The following is a 17,104-nucleotide window of genomic DNA, read 5'->3' as shown; positions in this document are numbered from 1 at the left end:
ATGGGCCACGCAGCAAAACGGTATAAAAAAACAGGGGAAGAGCAGCTGCTCTTCCCCTGGATCGGTCATACAACGCATTGCCCGTCAAAGGCAAGACATGACCCGCTTATGCAGCTTTGGCTTTCTCGACGAGCGCCGTAAAGGTCGCTTTCTCGTGAACTGCCAGATCAGCTAGCACCTTGCGGTCGATCTCGATGCCGGCCTTCTTCAGACCCGCGACGAAACGACTGTAGGACATGCCATTGACGCGAGCCGCCGCATTGATACGCGTAATCCACAGAGCGCGGAATTGACGCTTGCGCTGGCGGCGGTCGCGATACGCATACTGGCCGGCTTTGATAACGGCCTGCTTGGCTACGCGGAAGACGCGCGAGCGCGCACCGTAATAGCCCTTGGCCTGCTTCATGATCTTCTTGTGACGACGACGTGCGACGACACCACGCTTGACGCGAGACATAGTACTCTCCTGACGTTAAAGACTGACGACCAAGTGTTACAGGTTGGGCAGCATGCGGGTGACGAGCTGCTTGTCGGCAGCGTGTACCTGCTTCATGCCACGCAACTGACGCTTACGCTTGGTGGACTTCTTGGTCAGGATGTGACTACGAAAAGACTGCTTGTGCTTGAAGCCGTTGCCAGTCTTCTTGAAGCGCTTGGCAGCGCCACTGTTGCTCTTGATTTTCGGCATGGGAAAAACTCCACTCCGTTTTATTGAGAAAACCCGAGGCCAGGCGTGATGAGTTCGCACTCGTCACGCCCCGTTCGACTTGCCAACGGATCACTTCTTCTTGGGCGCAAGGATCATGATCATCTGCCGACCTTCCATCTTGGGAAAGGACTCGACAGCGGCCAGCTCTTCAAGATCGGCGGCAATCCGTTCCATCAGTCGACGACCGATGTCCTGGTGTGCCATTTCACGACCCCGAAAACGCAGAGTGACCTTGCCCTTGTCGCCACCTTCGAGGAAACGTATCAGGTTCTTCAACTTCACCTGATAGTCGCCCTCGTCCGTGCCAGGCCGGAATTTGACTTCCTTGACCTGGATCTGTTTGGTCTTCTTCTTCTGAGCAGACTTCTGTTTCTTCTGCTCGAAGAGGAACTTGCCGTAGTCCATGATTTTACAGACGATGGGATCGGCGTTGGAAATCTGAACGAGATCCATTCCGGCTTCCTCGGCGCGTGACAGCGCCTCTTGCATGGGAACGACTCCCACCTGTTCGCCCTCGGCATCGATAAGGCGAACTTCATCTGCACGAATACGGTCATTGATGGGCGCGCGCTTTTCCTGAGGGCGCCCGCGCTGATTATTACGCTTGATCGTTAGATCTCCGTTTGGCGATTAACGTTGCTGCTCAGTGCCTGTCCGGCTGGTCGTCTCGATGGAGCTGCGCCAACAGCGCATCCACCGATAGCGACCCAAGATCCTCACCGGACCGAGTACGCACTGCAACGGCACCCGATTCGACTTCCTTATCGCCGACAACCAGCAGATAAGGAATCTTCTGCAGCGTATGCTCGCGGATTTTAAAGCCGATCTTCTCATTCCTCAAGTCCGACTCGACCCGGAAACCCGCTTCACGCAAGCGTTTGGCGAGTTTTTCGGCATAATCACGCTGAGCATCCGTGATGTTGAGCACCACAGCCTGGACCGGGGAGAGCCACAACGGCAAGGCCCCGGCATAATGTTCGATCAAGATACCGACAAAACGCTCCATCGATCCCACGATGGCACGATGCAGCATGACCGGCACCTGACGCGAGCCATCTTCGGCGACGTACTGTGCTCCCAGGCGACTCGGCATCATGAAGTCGACCTGCATGGTTCCGACCTGCCACTCACGCCCCAGGCAGTCCTTCATGTGGTATTCGATCTTCGGGCCATAGAATGCGCCCTCGCCGGGCAGTTCCTGCCACTCGACGTCGCAATTGCCCAGCGCTGCACGAAGAGCATCCTCCGCGCGGTCCCATGTCTCGTCACTGCCGAGGCGCTTGTCGGGCCGCAGCGCGATCTTGACGGCGATATCCTCGAAGCCGAAATCACCGTAGACCTCGAGCGCCTGGCGATGAAAGGCAGTCACCTCGGGCTCGATCTGCCCCTCGGTACAAAAGACATGCCCATCGTCCTGGGTGAATGCCCGAACCCGCATGATACCGTGTAAGGCGCCCGAAGGCTCGTTGCGATGGCAGCCACCGAACTCACCATAGCGAATCGGCAACTCCCGGTAGCTGCGCAAGCCCGAATTGAAGACCTGGACATGACCCGGGCAGTTCATCGGTTTGAGCGCATACTCGCGCTTTTCCGACTCGGTGAAGAACATGTTGTCGGCGTAGTTGTCCCAGTGGCCGGACTTCTTCCACAGCGACACGTCCATGACCTGAGGACACTTGATCTCCTGGTACCCGCTACGCTTGTAGACGCCTCGCATGTACTGCTCGACGACTTGCCAAAGCGTCCAACCGCGAGGGTGCCAGAAGACCATGCCAGGCGCTTCTTCCTGCATGTGAAAGAAGTCGAAACGCCGTGCCAGCTTGCGGTGATCGCGCTTCTCGGCCTCTTCCAGTCGCGTCAGGTACGCCTTCAGCGCCTTCTTGTCGCCCCAGGCCGTACCATAGATTCTGGTCAACATGCGCTTGGACGCGTCGCCGCGCCAATAGGCACCGGCCAGCTTGGTCAGCTTGAACGCCTTGAGATGGCGAGTGTTCGGCACGTGGGGGCCGCGACACATGTCAATGTATTCCTGATGGTGATAGAGACGGATCGTCTCGTTCTCAGGAATACCTTCGACGATTTCCTGCTTGTAAGGCTCGTCTCTCGACACGAACACCGACAGTGCTTCAGAGCGATCAACGTACTCCCGGACGACATCGTACTCCTGCTCGATGAGTGACTTCATCCGAGCCTCGATGGCCTCCAGATCCTCGGAAGAGAGCGAGGCCTCAAAATCGATATCATAGTAGAAGCCGTCGTCGATCACCGGGCCAATGGCCATTTTGGCGTCCGGGTACAACTGCTTGACCGCATGCCCCAGCAGGTGGGCGCACGAGTGACGAATGATCTCGATCCCTTCTTCATCGCGGGCGGTCAGAATCGCCACTTCGGCGTCACGGTCGATGACGTCGGCCGCGTCGACCTCAACGCCATCTATCTTTCCCGCGATGCACGCCTTGGCCAGCCCCGGGCCGATGGATTCGGCCAGCTGCATCACGGTAATGGATTCTTCAAACGTTCTTTGACTGCCGTCGGGCAGTGTCACAATAGGCATCAAAACATCCTTACGTTCAGTGGTGGTCCACACCAAAGACCACATGAACTCGATCATTCAAAGTAACACCCCCTCCATGCGACAGGACCTGCATACGGGCAGGCCGACCGGTACGCGAGGGAAGTGGATTGGCATCACCGTTCGGCGGATGCGGGGAGCGGTAGACTAGCAGCGGCTAAGCCGCTTTACCATCCGCGGGCAATCAAGCGACGCCGGGATCAACCATTTCGACACTACAAACATTGAGGGCGCCCGAAGGCGCCCTCAAAATCACGTCATTAGCGTGTCGGGAAGATGCTTATTCCCACTCACCCAGTTCGACGCGACGGTTCTGAGCACGACCTTCAGCGGTATCGTTGCTGGCGATCGGCTGCTCTTCACCGTAACCGATAGTGGTGATGTTATCGGCGGAGAAGCCCTTGTTGACCAAGTAGGCCTTGACGGAGTCGGCGCGACGCTGCGACAGCTCCTTGTTGTAGGCCGCGGGGCCGACGGAGTCGGTGTGGCCTTCAAGACGGATGCGCAACTGGTCGTTGGCCATCAGCTTCCCGGAGATCCCATCCAGGATGGCTTCAGCGCTTGAGGTCAACTTGGCCGAATCGAATTCGAAGTTGACGTCACGCAGCACGAGGTCTTCCTCGCAACCCAGCGAGTTGACTTCCGCGCCAGCCGGGGTATTCGGGCACTGGTCCTGATAGTCCGGCACGCCGTCGCCATCGGAATCCAGCGGGCAGCCCTGAGCGTTGACTTCAACGCCGGCCGGAGTTCCCGGGCACTGGTCCATATAGTCCGGCACGCCGTCACCGTCGGTGTCGAGCGGGCAACCCACGGCATCAACCGCTACGCCAGCCGGGGTATTCGGGCACTGGTCGCGATCGTCGGGCACGCCGTCGCCATCGCTATCCATGACGTTCGAAGAATAGTCGGCACAAAGCAGAGCACCGGCAGTTGCGCCGGCAACGCCGCCGACCGCAGCACCGGTATCTTCGTCGGAATCGCTGCTGGTCGCGTAACCGATGCCGCCACCGATCAAGCCGCCGGCGATGCCGCAGACGAACGGTGACTGATACCAAGCCTGGTCTGACGAGCTACCGGTGGATTCCATACCGGAACTGGCACAACCAGAGAGACCGACTACCAGAGCGGAACCCAGTAGCAGGCCAGTCGTTGATTTTTTCATGTAAGACTCCTTCTTAACACAGCGCTAGTCGTAACGGGCGTTACCCAGCGGCTTCGAGTATAGAAGCCGAATTCGTCAAGAGAAAGGTGTTCCTTCCCCAACGACAAAGAAATCTCTCGGCGACCGTCATTCGCGTCGACTTGAGCAGTGGTCAATGTTCCCATTGTCCCTTTTCTTTGCAGCTCCGTAACAGCATTATCGATTCCAGCCCGAGATGCAAACCCGTGTCGGGAAACACTGTTCTTTTTTAGCATCATTTCCAAGATTGGCAAAGTGGATTAGCGAAAACTTCGCTTTTTAATCTCTATCCTTTCGCATCAAGGAGAGATCACGCGCCTGTTCTACTTTCGTGCCGTAACCGAATAACAAGTGTCAGTGGTCGTGAGCTCGGGATCTCAGTTCACGACGGGAGAGGTGTCGCCCCCCGACCGCTCGAGGCAGAAAGCCTGCAGCGCCAACGCGGCATGATGAAGGCTGCGCTCGTGCCGGGCCGCAATGGCTTCGCGTTCCCTGTCCTCCCGGTGACGGTCTTTCGGCGACAGTTCGCGCCGGGCCTGGTGGGTATGCAGATGCTGCGCTTCAGCCTGGACTTCGCGGAACACTTGCCAGCCATCCCGCTCGGTCAAGCGGTGATCGATGATGTCAAGCAGCACTTTACAGCGTAACGCGCCCTCCACCATGTCGACCTGGCGTTCGAGCATGGCCTGAGACAGCGCCTGCAAGCTCTCGATGCAATTCCGATTGGCGCGCGCGACTTCCTCCTCCCGACGCGCTTTCCGCCGTTCGACCTCACGCCAAAGTCGCCATGCATAGATGGACAGCGCAGTGATGACGAGAATGGCCAGGAGTGAAAGCCCTACCGCAAGAGACAAGGACATGAGAGAGACAGCCGCCTTCTGGTGATGTGGTCATCGAGGTTTCCGAGACACCGGTTCCACGACGCTTTCGTGACGGCGCCCCGGGTTTGAGTCAATCCGGCCAGACGTCCCGCCATGCGCCGTCCAGGGAGGCGCAGGCCACGAAGGCCGGGTTCAGCAGGCTATCCCCGGCGTTGTAGCGCAGCGCTTTCCAGGACTTGCAATCGACAAGATGTCCGCCGGCGCCTTCCAGCACGGCCTGCGCCGCGGCAGTGTCCCATTCGCTGGTTGGACCGAACCTAGGATAGAGATCGGCCAGGCCCTCCGCCACCCGACAGCACTTCAGCGAACTGCCCAGTTCCTCGACTTCGACATTGCCCAGTGACTCGATCAGACGGCGGGTGCTGGCACCTCGGTGAAAGCGGCTGACGACGAGACGCAAGGGGCTATGAGAGCAGACCTGCAGCGACTCCCAGGCCCCGCCCTCACTCGGCTGATACCAGGCTCCCCGGGCCGGCTCCCCGACCCATATCTCGCCGGTGCGTGGCTTCCCGACCACCCCCAGGACGGGAAGATTGCCGTCGATCAGGGCCACATTGACGGAATACTGATCCGAGCCGCGAATGAACTCCTTGGTGCCGTCCAACGGATCGACCAGCCAGTAGGTGGACCACCGGCGACGCTCCGACCATGGAATGGAGGCCGACTCCTCGGACAGGATGGGCCAGTCGCGAGAACCAATCGACGGAAGCCCCTCGACGAGCACCTGGTGAGCGGCCAGGTCGGCGGCCGTGACCGGGCTGTCATCCGCCTTGCGCTGCGTATCGAAGGCGCCATCTCCGACCGCTTCGATAGCGGCCCCGGCTTCCCTGGCCAGGGCGACGAGAGGGTCGATCAAGGATTGCAGCGATACGTTCATCAGTCAGCTCTTCTAACAGGAAAATCGATTGGTGATCGGGCCAGCCGATCATCGTTGGCGAAGCGAATGACCATTATCACCGCGCCACCGACTTAGACCAAAGACTAAGGCCCGGCAGACTCGGAGTTATCTACGTCTTAAGTAGAATGGAGATAATCCCGCCCCTGGAAAAGGAATTCACACGATGACGGAAGCATCCGAAGCGCCTTCGATGGCCGCCCGGGTCGGCCTGGTTCTCGGCCCGCTCTGGGTCGTCGCGACACAGCTGCTGCCAGCCCCCGCCGGCATGGAACCGGCAGCTTGGCATTGCGTGGGCCTGGCGCTGCTGCTGGCGACCTGGTGGGCGACCGAGGCGATCCCGATTCCGGCGACTTCGCTACTCCCTATCCCGCTGGCTCCCGCGCTTGGCATCGCCGATCTCAAGGGAACGGCCGCCAGCTATGCCAATCCCACCATCTTTCTGTTTCTCGGCGGTTTCCTGCTGGGAATCGCCATGCAGCGGTGGAATCTACACCGTCGAATTGCGTTGCGCATTCTTGACGTCGTCGGCCAAAAACCCAGGCAGCAGATCGCCGGCTTCATGCTGGCCACCGGGTTCATCAGCATGTGGGTCTCCAATACCGCGACCGCCATCATGATGCTGCCCATCGGCATGTCAGTGGTATCCCTGTTCGCCGACGCCGAATCGGACGACGTGAAACGCTACGCTACCGCCCTGCTACTGGCCATCGCCTATTCCGCCAGCATTGGCGGCATCGCGACGCTCATCGGCACCCCCCCCAACGCCATACTCGCGGGCTACCTGTCCAGCGAGCAGGATATCGAGCTTGGGTTCGCGCAATGGATGGTGATCGGCCTTCCCGTCAGCGCGGTAATGATGGCCGTGGCCTGGTGGTGGCTGACCCGGGGCGGCTTCGAACTCAAGCTCGCTGGTGACAATGGCGACGTCATTGGCGACGAACTGGCCAAGCTCGGCGAGATGAAACCGGCCGAAAAACGCGTCGGCGCCGTCTTTCTCCTGGCCGCTCTGGCCTGGGTCACGCGACCGCTACTCAATGACTGGGGCGTCGAATGGCTCTCGGACACCTCGGTGGCGCTGCTGGCCGGCGTCGGGTTGTTCCTGATCCCGAGCGGCAGTGAGCGACATCGTCCGCTGCTGCTGTGGGAGGACGCCCGGGATCTTCCCTGGGGGATTCTGCTGCTGTTCGGCGGAGGCCTTGCCCTGGCCAGCTCGATCAGCAGTTCCGGCCTGGCGGACTGGATTGCCAATCAGCTCACCGTCTTCGGCAACTTGCCGCTTCTTCTTCTGATCGGGGTGATCACACTGGTGATCATCTTCCTTACCGAACTGACGTCGAATACGGCCACGGCCGCCGCGTTCCTGCCGCTTCTCGGCGCCCTGGCGATATCGCTGGGGGTCGATCCTCTCCTGATTACGGTGCCGGCTGCCATCGCCGCCAGCTGCGCCTTCATGATGCCCGTGGCCACTCCGCCCAACGCCATCGTGTTCGCCACGGGCCGAATGACGATCCAATCGATGATCCGTGCCGGCTTGTTCCTGAATGTCGCAGGAACCGTGGTGGTCACGCTGATCTGCCTGGGATTGATCGAACTGGTCTGGTTGTAGGCGCACCGAAGCCGATGCCGGCATCATGATCCCATTGCGATGCCGGCCCCCAAGCAAAGCAAGGCAACGAAAAAAGGCCGACGGAGATTGTCCGGCGGCCTTTTTCTCGTATCTGGTCGGAGCGACAGGATTCGAACCTGCGACCTCTGCAACCCCATTGCAGCGCGCTACCAAGCTGCGCCACGCTCCGATTTCGCCAGGGCCACCAGCGGCAGTCCCCGTGAAACGCTGCGTATACTACCTTGCGTCCCCGCAAATGAAAAGCGCTTCTTAAGGCTTTTTTTTCAATCGGTTGCGAAAACCTCCTCGACACAGTCAGGCATGGCATCAAGGCCATCGCTACGCCCGCGACATGCGCCTGGCTGGATCATGGCGCTGAGCTCAGGCCTCGTCTCCACGGCAAGCCATGGGTACAATTCACCGACATCGAGACCAAAGTCTAACAAGGTGGCGTCATGTCGTTGATCATCGGTATGTGCATTCTGCTCGGCTGCCAGTTTCTGGGGGAAATCATCAGCCGGGCGCTCTCCCTGCCCGTTCCCGGGCCGGTCCTGGGCATGCTGGTGCTGTTGATCGGCCTGTTGATCCGCGGCAGCGTCCCCGCCAGCCTGAGGACGATGGGTGAAGGTCTGCTCAAGTACCTGACGTTGCTGTTCGTGCCTGCCGGCGTCGGCTTGATCCAGCACTTCGGCCTGATTCGCCAGGAGATCTGGATTCTGATCGCCACCCTGATCGCTTCGACCTCGGTGACGATCCTCGTGACCAGCCAGATTCTCCAGCGCACCGCCCGCCAGCGCCCGGCCGGCAAGGAGGAAGAGGCATGAACGCTCTCGGGCTAGAGCAGATATGGGTCTATCTCTCCGCCTCCCCCCTGCTGCACCTCTTCGCCACGCTGCTGGCGTTCATCCTGGCCACCTATATCAACCGCTGGGCAGGCGGCACCCCGCTGCTACACCCCGTCATCGTCACCATCGCACTGCTGATCGGTTTCCTGCTGCTCACCGGTACGGACTACGCCACCTACTTTCAGGGCGCCCAATTTCTGCATTTCCTTCTGGGGCCGGCTACCGTGGCACTGGCCATTCCGCTCTACGACCACCGGGAGCGAGTTCGCCGAATGCTCCGGCCTATCGTCGTCGGCACGATCACCGGCGTGGCCACGGCGGTGATCTCCGCCGTGGGGATCGCCATGGCCCTGGGCGCCGACCCCGAAACGATATTCTCGCTGGCGCCGAAATCGGTCACCTCACCGATCGCCATGGGCATCGCCGAGAAACTGGGAGGCATCCCATCACTGACCGCCGGGCTCGTCCTCATCACCGGCGTCATCGGGTGCATCGTCGGCCCCTGGATCTTTCGCCTGACCCGCGTTACCGATCCCACGATTCAGGGATACTCCATGGGACTGGCGGCCCACGGCTTCGGTACGGCCTACTGCTTTGCCTCGGTGGGTGCGGTTGCCGGCGCGTTCTCCGGCCTGGCGATGGGGGTGTCCGGATTGACCACCGCGTTCCTGCTGCCTCCGCTGGTCCATCTACTCGGGCTCTGATCCATGCCCTCGAACCGGCCTTCCTCGGCCCGTCGTTCGGCGCCTTTCAGGGGACTTACCCAATGCGCCATCCCCCTTACAAAAGAACAACGCTTCGCTAAGGCATCGTCCATGTCGAGCCCGGATAATGCGACTAACGGATTAGGCTCAGGCGCACGATGATATGGAATTGAAAACCTTCTTTGCCCAAGGAACCGACGGCCGAGTCATTCCCCACGCCCGGGTCACCGTGTATGCCCTCGAGGATGGCGATCCGGTGGCGACGCTCCGCAACGCCGGTGGCGACCCGCTCGACAACCCCTTCTCCGCTGGTGACGATGGCCAGATCCAGTTCGCGGCACCCAACGGACACTATCGAATCGAGGTTCGGAGTGACGACAGCCACCAACGCCTGAACACACAGTTCTTCGATCAGGGAGAAGTTCACTCCGCCTCCGGCCAACAGTCCTTGACCGAGGCGCTAGATCAGCGGCTGCTGGTCATCGACTCGGTCGATACCCTCAGGAACTGGCCCGCGCATCGCGTACCCGACGGCTGCGCGGTCATCTGCCGCCGCTTCCACCACGACCTGGCCGACGAGGTCAATGTCGAACTGAAACGTTGCGTGGCCCGGGACGATCCGTCACGCGCCGGTCAACGAGCCTGGCTGGCTGGCGATGACGAGCGCGCCGACTATCACCATTTCACGCTGTGGGCGGCTGATGGCGCGGCGTATCAACACGACAGTCACGACGTCCACCTGCTCAAGGTTGGGTTTCGCGCCGATTACGGCCTCGACGACAATGGCCGCGCCGGCACGGACGAATCGGCCTGGCTCCAGGAAACCCTCGACAAGACACCCTATCGCACCAAGTACCTGCCCAGCCTGCCCGCAGAGCGCGGTCTCTACGTCGGCGAGCAGCGGATTCGACTCTGTTCCGGCACGCGCATCATCGGCGATGGCGCGCTCGCCAACAGTCGAATCGTCAGCGACTACGTCGGCGCCTCTTTTCGCGACGGCCTGTTCTGGCTGCGCGAACCCCATGTGGTGAAGGCCTGGGCCGAAGGGCGGCCCGTCGGCGATGTCGACCTCGGTTTCAGCCACGACATCGAGCTGCGGGGGCTGACCTTCGAGGCCAGCGACTTCGCCAGCGCCGCGGCCACCCTGGTCTGCGTGCGCGGCGTCGACTACCACGACAATCATCACGTCCGCTGCGGCGGCATCAAGTTCTTCCATGAACTGGAGCTCAACCGCCGCTATTCGCTGGCGCACGAGGACGACCCCACCACCGACAACGCCGTCATCGCGGGCTTCGATCCCGATACCCCGGACGATCTCAACCAGGGCATTCGCATCAGCCACCTTACCGGGGGCACCGATCGCTACAGCTATACCCCTGGAGACGGCAAGGCAGCCGTGGCCGTGCGGCTCAACTTCGTGAGTGACTTCAGCATTGCCCACGTGCGCATGGACTACTGCAACATTTCCGGCTGGGGAGGATCGGCCAGGCCCGGCAAGGGGGGCGAACTACGCTGGATGCGACGCCTGCGGGACGGCTATATCAGCGACGTCCACTGCACCCGCTCCAACGGCGCGATCTATTTCAACAACGCCCACAACGTCAAGATCTTCGGCTGCAGCGCCAGGGACGTGAGTGATACGGCGTTCGATTTCGAAGGCTGCACCTACTGCCTGTTCGACGGCATCCACTCGGTCAATGCCGGCAATTTCGGCATCTCGATCTTCTACGCGACCCGCGGCAACGTGATCAAGAATTTCCATGCGCGGCAAACCGCTGAAGCGGCGCGACTGCGCGAGCGCTACGCGACGAAGCGTTTCAAGCCGGGGCTGGGGAAGACGCTGTTCAGGCGCCTGGCGGGATTCGAGGATCCGGACTTCGAACAGGATGTGGTGCTGGATACCGGATCGTTCGTCTACGAGGGGGAAGGCTTTGGCCTGGTGGCGGTCGACTCCTGGGTCAATGTCACCTACCGCAACGTCAACCACCACAACGTCGTGATGGACCTGCGCGCGCACAGCAACGCGCGGGAACAGTACCTGCAGGACAATCGTTTCACATTCACCAAGCCGGCGTCGGACGGCGACGCCCTCGTGGCCATCGGCCCCAACAGCGCAAGCTACGCCCGCTGGCAAGGAGGGGTCATCGAGTCGACGGTCGACCAACCGTCGGGGGTGATACCGCTGTTGGCCCAGGCGCGCGCCTACGGGGGCGTGACCATCGTCGACATCATCGAGTGTCGAATCGACGTGCCTGGCGTCGACACCTCGATCTTGATCGGCGACGCCCGCCGCTCGGGCCGCTCGCCAGGCCACGCCTTCCGTCTACACGGCAACCTGGTGACGAAAGGGAGTCGGATGGCGGCACTGAATATCAACCAGCGAGCCGGCGGTGCGGCGCTTCAGTTGGAAACCCTGAACAACCGAGACCTGAGCTTTTCCCCCGTCGACGTCGAGACCGACCAGAACGAAGGCATCGCACGCTACCGCGAGCTACGCGTTGGTCTCAAGGCAACCCGCCCGCGCTGAACCGGACCTCGGTGGAATCGGGTCGACACGGTCGCGAACCGTTTCACTTCAGCGCAAGCCGCCCACCGTCCTTCTCGATGTCGGGCTATCCCAGCACGATAAGCCCCTCCGCCTGGCGGAGACGGATGGCACCCTGGGATGGGGTTTGCTTAACCTGCCCTGCCGGGTTCGGTGGCCTTGACGATGACTTGGATGATTTCCCGCGGGCTTCCATGGCCAGGGACGGCATGGCGACGATCGCCAGGCTGCCAAGTCCCGCGGCCAGCACTTGACGTCGGCTTGGCATGACGCACTCTCCTGCAGCTGATGGGATCGATGGATCGATAAGTTGACGCGCACTGACGAGTTGGGCACGAGGATGACTCGCCGGCAGTATCCTGCCGGCGCCTTGCGTTTCAACCTCCTCGAGGTGGGTCGTCGAATGTCGACTCCGCCCGATGCAGCGCCGCGATGATGCGATCCGCCGCCAGATAGGAGAACGTGTTGGTAATGTGATGATCATCGCGGTAGACCAACACGTTGTCCCGCAGCGGCGAGCAGCGCCGGTCGTCGCAGAAGAGATCGCTCAGGTCGGCGAACTGGACGTTCGGCAGGTGAACCTGGTCGGTGGGCGATTGCGCCTTCAACACCGAGCGCCTGGGGATGGAACACGCCACGCTCGGATTATCCTGGAGGTCGACACACTTGGGCACGTCGAACCCGTACCAGGGGTTGTCGCGAATCGCGAGTACATCGATGTCGTCGTCGGCCAACCGCTGCCACGCTTGCCGATACCCCTTGGGCACGCGCTCCTCCGGCCCCTGTCCTCGAGTCGCCGTGGTAAATACCAGGTCGGGTTTCAACTCGCCAAGACGCTCGAGTGCCTCTCGATTCCATGCCAGACAGGATGGGTTGACCTGATAGCGGGCATGCGGATCGGTCGATAGCATGCAGGCCCCCTTTGTCATCGAGATCAACCGGAACGCCTCGCGCTCCGCTGCGACCTTCAGTGCCGCCAGCCAGTGCTGGGCATGGGAGCCGCCCGCGAGCACGACCGTATAGTCCGCATCCGGATCGCCATAAGTACACTCTCTGACCTCGGGCTGCAGATAGTTCTGATGGCAACCATCGAACGAGGATGCGGGCAGATCCATGCTGGCGATCAGGGTCGACGGCTGGAGATCGTCATCAGGACCATCGGGCGCGCGCAGGAACGCCGCGAGTTCCGATCTAGCTGCCGCGCTACGCCCCTGATAGTCCTGATACCACATTGCCAACGAGGCAAGGGGAAATGCCATCAACAGCACGCAGGCGCCATAGGTGTGAATGCGCCGACGAGACAGCAGCGTCGAGCGCCGCACCGGTGTTTCGAGGCCCCATGTGGTCAGGAAGGCGAGAACGCCGGCCCCGCCGATGATCGCCAGCCCCGGAAGGAGGCCGACATCGAACGATCCGGTGACATAGCGATAGAAAGAGAGCAGCGGCCAGTGCCAGAGATAGAACGAGAACGACATGTCCCCGAACCAGACGACGAATCGGTTGTTCAGCAACCGCATGTCGCACCGGTTCCGCGCCGCGATGACGATTCCGATCGCGGCAAGCACCGGCACCAGGGCGACGACGCCGGGGAACAGGGTCGAAACGTCGAGAAACAGGGCGAAGGTCGTCAGCACGACCAGCGAGATCCAACCCAGCATCTTCGCAGCGGACGGTGACAGCGAGACCCGCGATATCCCGAGCGCGAGCAGCCCGCCAAGGGCGAATTCCCAAGCCCGGGCAAAGGTATCGAAATAGGCCCAGGATTGATTCTTCTCGGTAATGTAGATGCTGTAGCAGAGCGACAGGACGGTGATTGCCACCAGCAGCAGCACGCAGGAGCGGTTGTCCCCACGCCCCCGGCGTGAATCGAGCTTCAACCCTGCCCAAAGCAGCAGCGGAAACGCGAAATAGAACTGTACCTGAACCGCCAGTGCCCAGAGCTGTTGAAACGGCGACGGCGGTGCCCCCTGCTGGAGATAGTCGGTGGCAGTCAACGCCAGCGACCAGTTCTCCAGAAACAGCATCGACGCCATTGCATGCTTGATCTGGTTGCGCCACATCGAGTCCGGCATCAACCACATTGACAGTAGAATCGTCGTGCACACCACCAGCGCCGCGCTCGGCAGTAGCCGCCGTAGTGTCTTGCCGTAGTAATCCAGCACATCGGCCAACGACAGCGGCACCCGACGTGTCAGCGATCCCACGACGAAGAAGGCGGCAACCACGAAGAAGACATCGACGCCGCCCGAGACGCGCTGAATCCAGATGTGATAGACGGCGACCATCAGTGCCGCGACGGCTCGCAACCCCTGGATCTCGTAGAGATACTTCTGTTCCTTACCCAACGAATGGCTCCTTTCCATTCCCTAAATACCTTCCCGCGAGACGGCGAACGCCCGGCGCAAAGCGCTATCCATGCCCCCACCGACAATCGGCGGGCCTCCCCGATCAACTCCCGGCCAGGGGAGTCAGGCCCGGCTCCCGACCCGAACCTGACGCCCCTTCAGGTTGTAGGCGAACAGGAATCTGACCGCGGCCCAGCGCTGAGACATACGTGCCAGAACACAGCAGCAGATAAAGGTCACGACGAAGAGCAGCGCGAACACCAGGTTGGCATTCGAATCGGGCATCGCTTTCGACAGGACCGTGACGATCACCAGAATGATCGGCATGTGGGCAACGAAAAGCACGATCGACTGGCGTCCGCACCACTGCAGCAGTGTCGTGCAGCGCTGCACCCACCCAAGCATGGCGAGACGCGCCAGCGGCACCAGCGACGCCAGGGAGATCAGCAGATAGACCGGCGAGAATGGATGCAGCGGCAGCAGGTAGCCAGCCAGGCAGATCGCCACCAGCAGCCAGACCACCAACGGATTCAGCCGCGCGAGCCCCTCGGCGAATCCGCTCAGGTTTTCGCCCAGCCAGCCGCCGAGCATGAAGAAGACCGCATAGAAGACGATCTTGGTCGGTAGCGTCGGCACCATCCGGCCGTCGTCGTCCGGCACCAGCAGCCAATCCGGTGCCAGGTGCTGGGCCAGGTAGAAATAGAGCAGATAGCCGACCAACGTCACCGCGACCGCACCCTTGGCACTCAACTTGAACAGGAAGAAAGCGAGGATGTAGTAGATGAAGAGGCAGTACAGGAACCAGAGATAGTTGTAGGGCAGGATCAGCAGCGGAAACAGCTCATCCGGCATGGGCTCGTTCATCAGCACCCAGCGCAGTGAATAGAGCACGAAGGCCACGAGCGTCCACACCACGTAGGGGTGGGCAATGTTCTTGAGCTTTCCGGTGAAGAACCGCCGCGGCCCTTTCCGGAGTGACCGCGCCACCATCAGGCCCGACAGGAACATCAGCACCGGCATCCTGAACGGTGCCAGATATTCAGACATCAGCGGGAGCCAGGACCAGAGTCCGTCATAGCGAATCGAAATCCCGTACTGGGAATGAAGCACGATCACCAGGACGACTGCCGTCCCTCTGACGAGATCGATCCATCGATAGCGTGCTGCCGTCGTCTGTTCCACGAGAGCTTTCCTTGGGCATTGGGTTGAAGCGCGCCGCACTTGTCCCGCCGACGTCACAGCGGATGAGAAGGCAGCGGCGAGATTGCGTTTGATACGAGAGGACTGCGGCGGCCAGCGGCGGCCGAAGACAGGAAAGGATCAGTAGGCGTTGTTGCCGGTGAAACCCTTGAAGACCGTCAGGAAGATGATCTTGAGGTCCAGCAGCAAGGACCAATTGTTGATGTACCAGAGGTCGTGCTCGACGCGGTGCTGCATCTTGTCCAGCGTATCGGTCTCACCGCGGAAACCACGAACCTGGGCCCAGCCGGTAATCCCCGGTTTCACCATGTGCCGCTGCATGTACGACTCGACCAGGTCCTTGTAATACTCGTTGTGCGCCAAGGCATGGGGCCGCGGGCCGACGATCGACATGCGCCCCTGAATCACGTTGATGAACTGCGGCAACTCATCCAGCGAGGTACGGCGCAGAAACGCGCCGACCCGCGTGATTCGAGGATCCCGCCGCGTCGCCTGGGCAACCTGGCCGTTCTCCTCCTGATGCAGTTTCATCGAGCGAAACTTGTAGACCTGAACGTCTTGGCCATTGGCACCGGTACGCAGTTGCTTGAACAGCACCGGGCCGGGGGATGAGAACTTGACGGCGATGGCGCAAGCCGCGCAGACCGGCGCGATCAGCAGCAGGATCAGACCGCCGATGACGATGTCCTCGAGCCGCTTGACCCACAATGCACTGCCGGCTATCGGGCTGACGCTAAGGTCGATGGCATGGGTGCCGGCGATATGGCTGACGCGATGGTTGAGCAGCGGGATGTCGGCAAAATGGGGAATGAAGCGAATTTCCAGCGGCAGATGGCGGAGGTTGTACATGATCGCCTTGACATGTTCGCCCTCGGAGACGGACAGGCAGATCCACACCTCATGGGCACCCGACTTCTCCACCCGGCGAGCCAGGTTGCGCGGCGCCTTCTCCGCCCGCAGCACGCGCCCGCGGCAGACGCCGGCGATCGCATACCCCTGCTCCTGATGCCGACGCAACGAACGCGCCACATCGAGCAGATTCTCCTCAGGCCCGACCAGGAACACCTTGCGTCGATTGCGAATGCTGCCGTTGTGGTACATCGTCAGCATCATCAGCAGCGCCCGGGAGGCGGCGACCAGACAGAACGACAGCATGAAGGTGAACACCAGCCACTGGCGGGACACCTCGTCCGACAGCTTGAGCAGGAACATCAGGATGCTCACTGCCGCGAATACCGCGGCCCATACCCACAGCAGCCGATAGATCCGGCTGCGTAGCCGGGTGGAGCGCCACTTGCTGTAACCGCCGCCGGACAGGTTGATCAGCACGACAGCCAGCGCCATCACGATCAGCACCAGCGCATTGACGCTCTCCAGTTGCGTCGTCTGGAACCGGATCCCGTTGGCGAGAATCCCCGCCAACACAATCGCCATGACGTCGATCAACGGTGCCAACCGCCTGACAGGATTCAGACTTCTCATATTCGTTCTCCCGATATCATCCTGATGACCCTTGACATAGCTGTTGTTGAAAACTGCTGCCGGACCTCATCCTTGAAGGTCATTTCACACTCCGTCATCGAGATCCATCCTTAAAAGCGTCCGGGAAATCACGTTCA

The 17,104-nt window shown here is 61.0% G+C and carries 14 protein-coding genes and 1 tRNA gene; 4 read left to right on the top strand and 11 right to left on the bottom strand.

Annotation, left to right across the window (positions count from 1 at the left end):
* Window positions 1-106 precede the first annotated feature (106 nt).
* The 7 genes from rplT to cysQ all read right to left on the bottom strand — a co-directional run bounded on the left by rplT (window position 107) and on the right by cysQ (window position 6,219).
* A complete protein-coding gene (rplT, locus tag DOM54_RS10810) occupies window positions 107-457 on the bottom strand; it encodes a 50S ribosomal protein L20 (protein ID WP_110599548.1) in 351 nt (116 codons plus the stop codon).
* Window positions 458-493: 36 nt separating this feature from the next.
* Window positions 494-688 (bottom strand): 50S ribosomal protein L35, encoded by a 195-nt coding sequence (gene rpmI, locus DOM54_RS10805; protein WP_071230088.1) that lies wholly within the window; start codon window positions 686-688, stop codon window positions 494-496.
* A gap of 90 nt (window positions 689-778) precedes the next feature.
* Entirely contained in the window at window positions 779-1,318 is a 540-nt protein-coding gene (gene infC, locus DOM54_RS10800) for a translation initiation factor IF-3 (RefSeq protein ID WP_110716319.1), read from the bottom strand.
* A gap of 34 nt (window positions 1,319-1,352) precedes the next feature.
* Window positions 1,353-3,263: a threonine--tRNA ligase gene (gene thrS, locus DOM54_RS10795; protein ID WP_110716318.1), complete on the bottom strand. Its 1,911-nt coding sequence runs from the start codon at window positions 3,261-3,263 to the stop codon at window positions 1,353-1,355.
* Window positions 3,264-3,561: 298 nt separating this feature from the next.
* Window positions 3,562-4,443 (bottom strand): OmpA family protein, encoded by an 882-nt coding sequence (locus DOM54_RS10790; protein ID WP_110716317.1) that lies wholly within the window; start codon window positions 4,441-4,443, stop codon window positions 3,562-3,564.
* Window positions 4,444-4,838: 395 nt separating this feature from the next.
* Window positions 4,839-5,321, bottom strand: a complete 483-nt coding sequence (locus tag DOM54_RS10785) for a DUF2489 domain-containing protein (protein WP_110716316.1) — start codon at window positions 5,319-5,321, stop codon at window positions 4,839-4,841.
* A gap of 91 nt (window positions 5,322-5,412) precedes the next feature.
* A complete protein-coding gene (gene cysQ / locus DOM54_RS10780) occupies window positions 5,413-6,219 on the bottom strand; it encodes a 3'(2'),5'-bisphosphate nucleotidase CysQ (RefSeq protein ID WP_110716315.1) in 807 nt (268 codons plus the stop codon).
* A gap of 184 nt (window positions 6,220-6,403) precedes the next feature.
* Between cysQ and DOM54_RS10775 the strand changes: the two genes are divergently transcribed.
* Complete coding sequence (locus DOM54_RS10775) at window positions 6,404-7,846, top strand: SLC13 family permease (RefSeq protein ID WP_110716314.1); 1,443 nt, start codon at window positions 6,404-6,406, stop codon at window positions 7,844-7,846.
* Between the two features lie 113 nt (window positions 7,847-7,959).
* On the opposite strand, the gene DOM54_RS10770 is transcribed toward DOM54_RS10775, so the two are convergent.
* Window positions 7,960-8,036 (bottom strand) — tRNA-Pro (locus DOM54_RS10770).
* A gap of 265 nt (window positions 8,037-8,301) precedes the next feature.
* Here DOM54_RS10770 and DOM54_RS10765 point away from each other — a divergent pair.
* The 3 genes from DOM54_RS10765 (at window position 8,302) to DOM54_RS10755 (ending at window position 11,922) form a co-directional block, all read left to right on the top strand.
* Window positions 8,302-8,670, top strand: a complete 369-nt coding sequence (locus tag DOM54_RS10765; protein ID WP_110716313.1) for a CidA/LrgA family protein — start codon at window positions 8,302-8,304, stop codon at window positions 8,668-8,670.
* Entirely contained in the window at window positions 8,667-9,395 is a 729-nt protein-coding gene (locus DOM54_RS10760) for an LrgB family protein (RefSeq protein ID WP_110716312.1), read from the top strand. Before DOM54_RS10765 ends, DOM54_RS10760 begins: the two co-directional genes overlap by 4 nt.
* Before the next feature lie 163 nt (window positions 9,396-9,558).
* Entirely contained in the window at window positions 9,559-11,922 is a 2,364-nt protein-coding gene (locus tag DOM54_RS10755; protein ID WP_110716311.1) for a right-handed parallel beta-helix repeat-containing protein, read from the top strand.
* A gap of 395 nt (window positions 11,923-12,317) precedes the next feature.
* Here DOM54_RS10755 and DOM54_RS10750 read toward each other — a convergent pair whose 3' ends face one another.
* The 3 genes from DOM54_RS10750 to DOM54_RS10740 all read right to left on the bottom strand — a co-directional run bounded on the left by DOM54_RS10750 (window position 12,318) and on the right by DOM54_RS10740 (window position 16,967).
* Complete coding sequence (locus tag DOM54_RS10750; protein ID WP_162619834.1) at window positions 12,318-14,285, bottom strand: acyltransferase family protein; 1,968 nt, start codon at window positions 14,283-14,285, stop codon at window positions 12,318-12,320.
* A gap of 123 nt (window positions 14,286-14,408) precedes the next feature.
* On the bottom strand, window positions 14,409-15,467 hold the full coding sequence (locus tag DOM54_RS10745; protein ID WP_162619833.1) for an acyltransferase family protein: 1,059 nt from the start codon (window positions 15,465-15,467) through the stop codon (window positions 14,409-14,411).
* A gap of 138 nt (window positions 15,468-15,605) precedes the next feature.
* A complete protein-coding gene (locus DOM54_RS10740) occupies window positions 15,606-16,967 on the bottom strand; it encodes an undecaprenyl-phosphate glucose phosphotransferase (protein WP_110716308.1) in 1,362 nt (453 codons plus the stop codon).
* Between the last annotated feature and the right edge of the window lie 137 nt (window positions 16,968-17,104).

This window comes from Salinicola acroporae, assembly GCF_003206615.1.
Classification (GTDB): domain Bacteria; phylum Pseudomonadota; class Gammaproteobacteria; order Pseudomonadales; family Halomonadaceae; genus Salinicola; species Salinicola acroporae.
This window is presented reverse-complemented; position numbering and strand designations above follow the sequence as displayed.

Coding starts and splice junctions, on each gene's coding strand:
- DOM54_RS10765 (WP_110716313.1), top strand. CDS start 8,302: ATGTCGTTGATCATCGGTATGTGCATTCTGCTCGGCTGCCAGTTTCTG.
- DOM54_RS10760 (WP_110716312.1), top strand. CDS start 8,667: ATGAACGCTCTCGGGCTAGAGCAGATATGGGTCTATCTCTCCGCCTCC.
- DOM54_RS10790 (WP_110716317.1), bottom strand. CDS start 4,443: ATGAAAAAATCAACGACTGGCCTGCTACTGGGTTCCGCTCTGGTAGTC.
- thrS (WP_110716318.1), bottom strand. CDS start 3,263: ATGCCTATTGTGACACTGCCCGACGGCAGTCAAAGAACGTTTGAAGAA.
- DOM54_RS10785 (WP_110716316.1), bottom strand. CDS start 5,321: ATGTCCTTGTCTCTTGCGGTAGGGCTTTCACTCCTGGCCATTCTCGTC.
- cysQ (WP_110716315.1), bottom strand. CDS start 6,219: ATGAACGTATCGCTGCAATCCTTGATCGACCCTCTCGTCGCCCTGGCC.
- DOM54_RS10775 (WP_110716314.1), top strand. CDS start 6,404: ATGACGGAAGCATCCGAAGCGCCTTCGATGGCCGCCCGGGTCGGCCTG.
- DOM54_RS10755 (WP_110716311.1), top strand. CDS start 9,559: ATGGAATTGAAAACCTTCTTTGCCCAAGGAACCGACGGCCGAGTCATT.
- rpmI (WP_071230088.1), bottom strand. CDS start 688: ATGCCGAAAATCAAGAGCAACAGTGGCGCTGCCAAGCGCTTCAAGAAG.
- rplT (WP_110599548.1), bottom strand. CDS start 457: ATGTCTCGCGTCAAGCGTGGTGTCGTCGCACGTCGTCGTCACAAGAAG.
- DOM54_RS10740 (WP_110716308.1), bottom strand. CDS start 16,967: ATGAGAAGTCTGAATCCTGTCAGGCGGTTGGCACCGTTGATCGACGTC.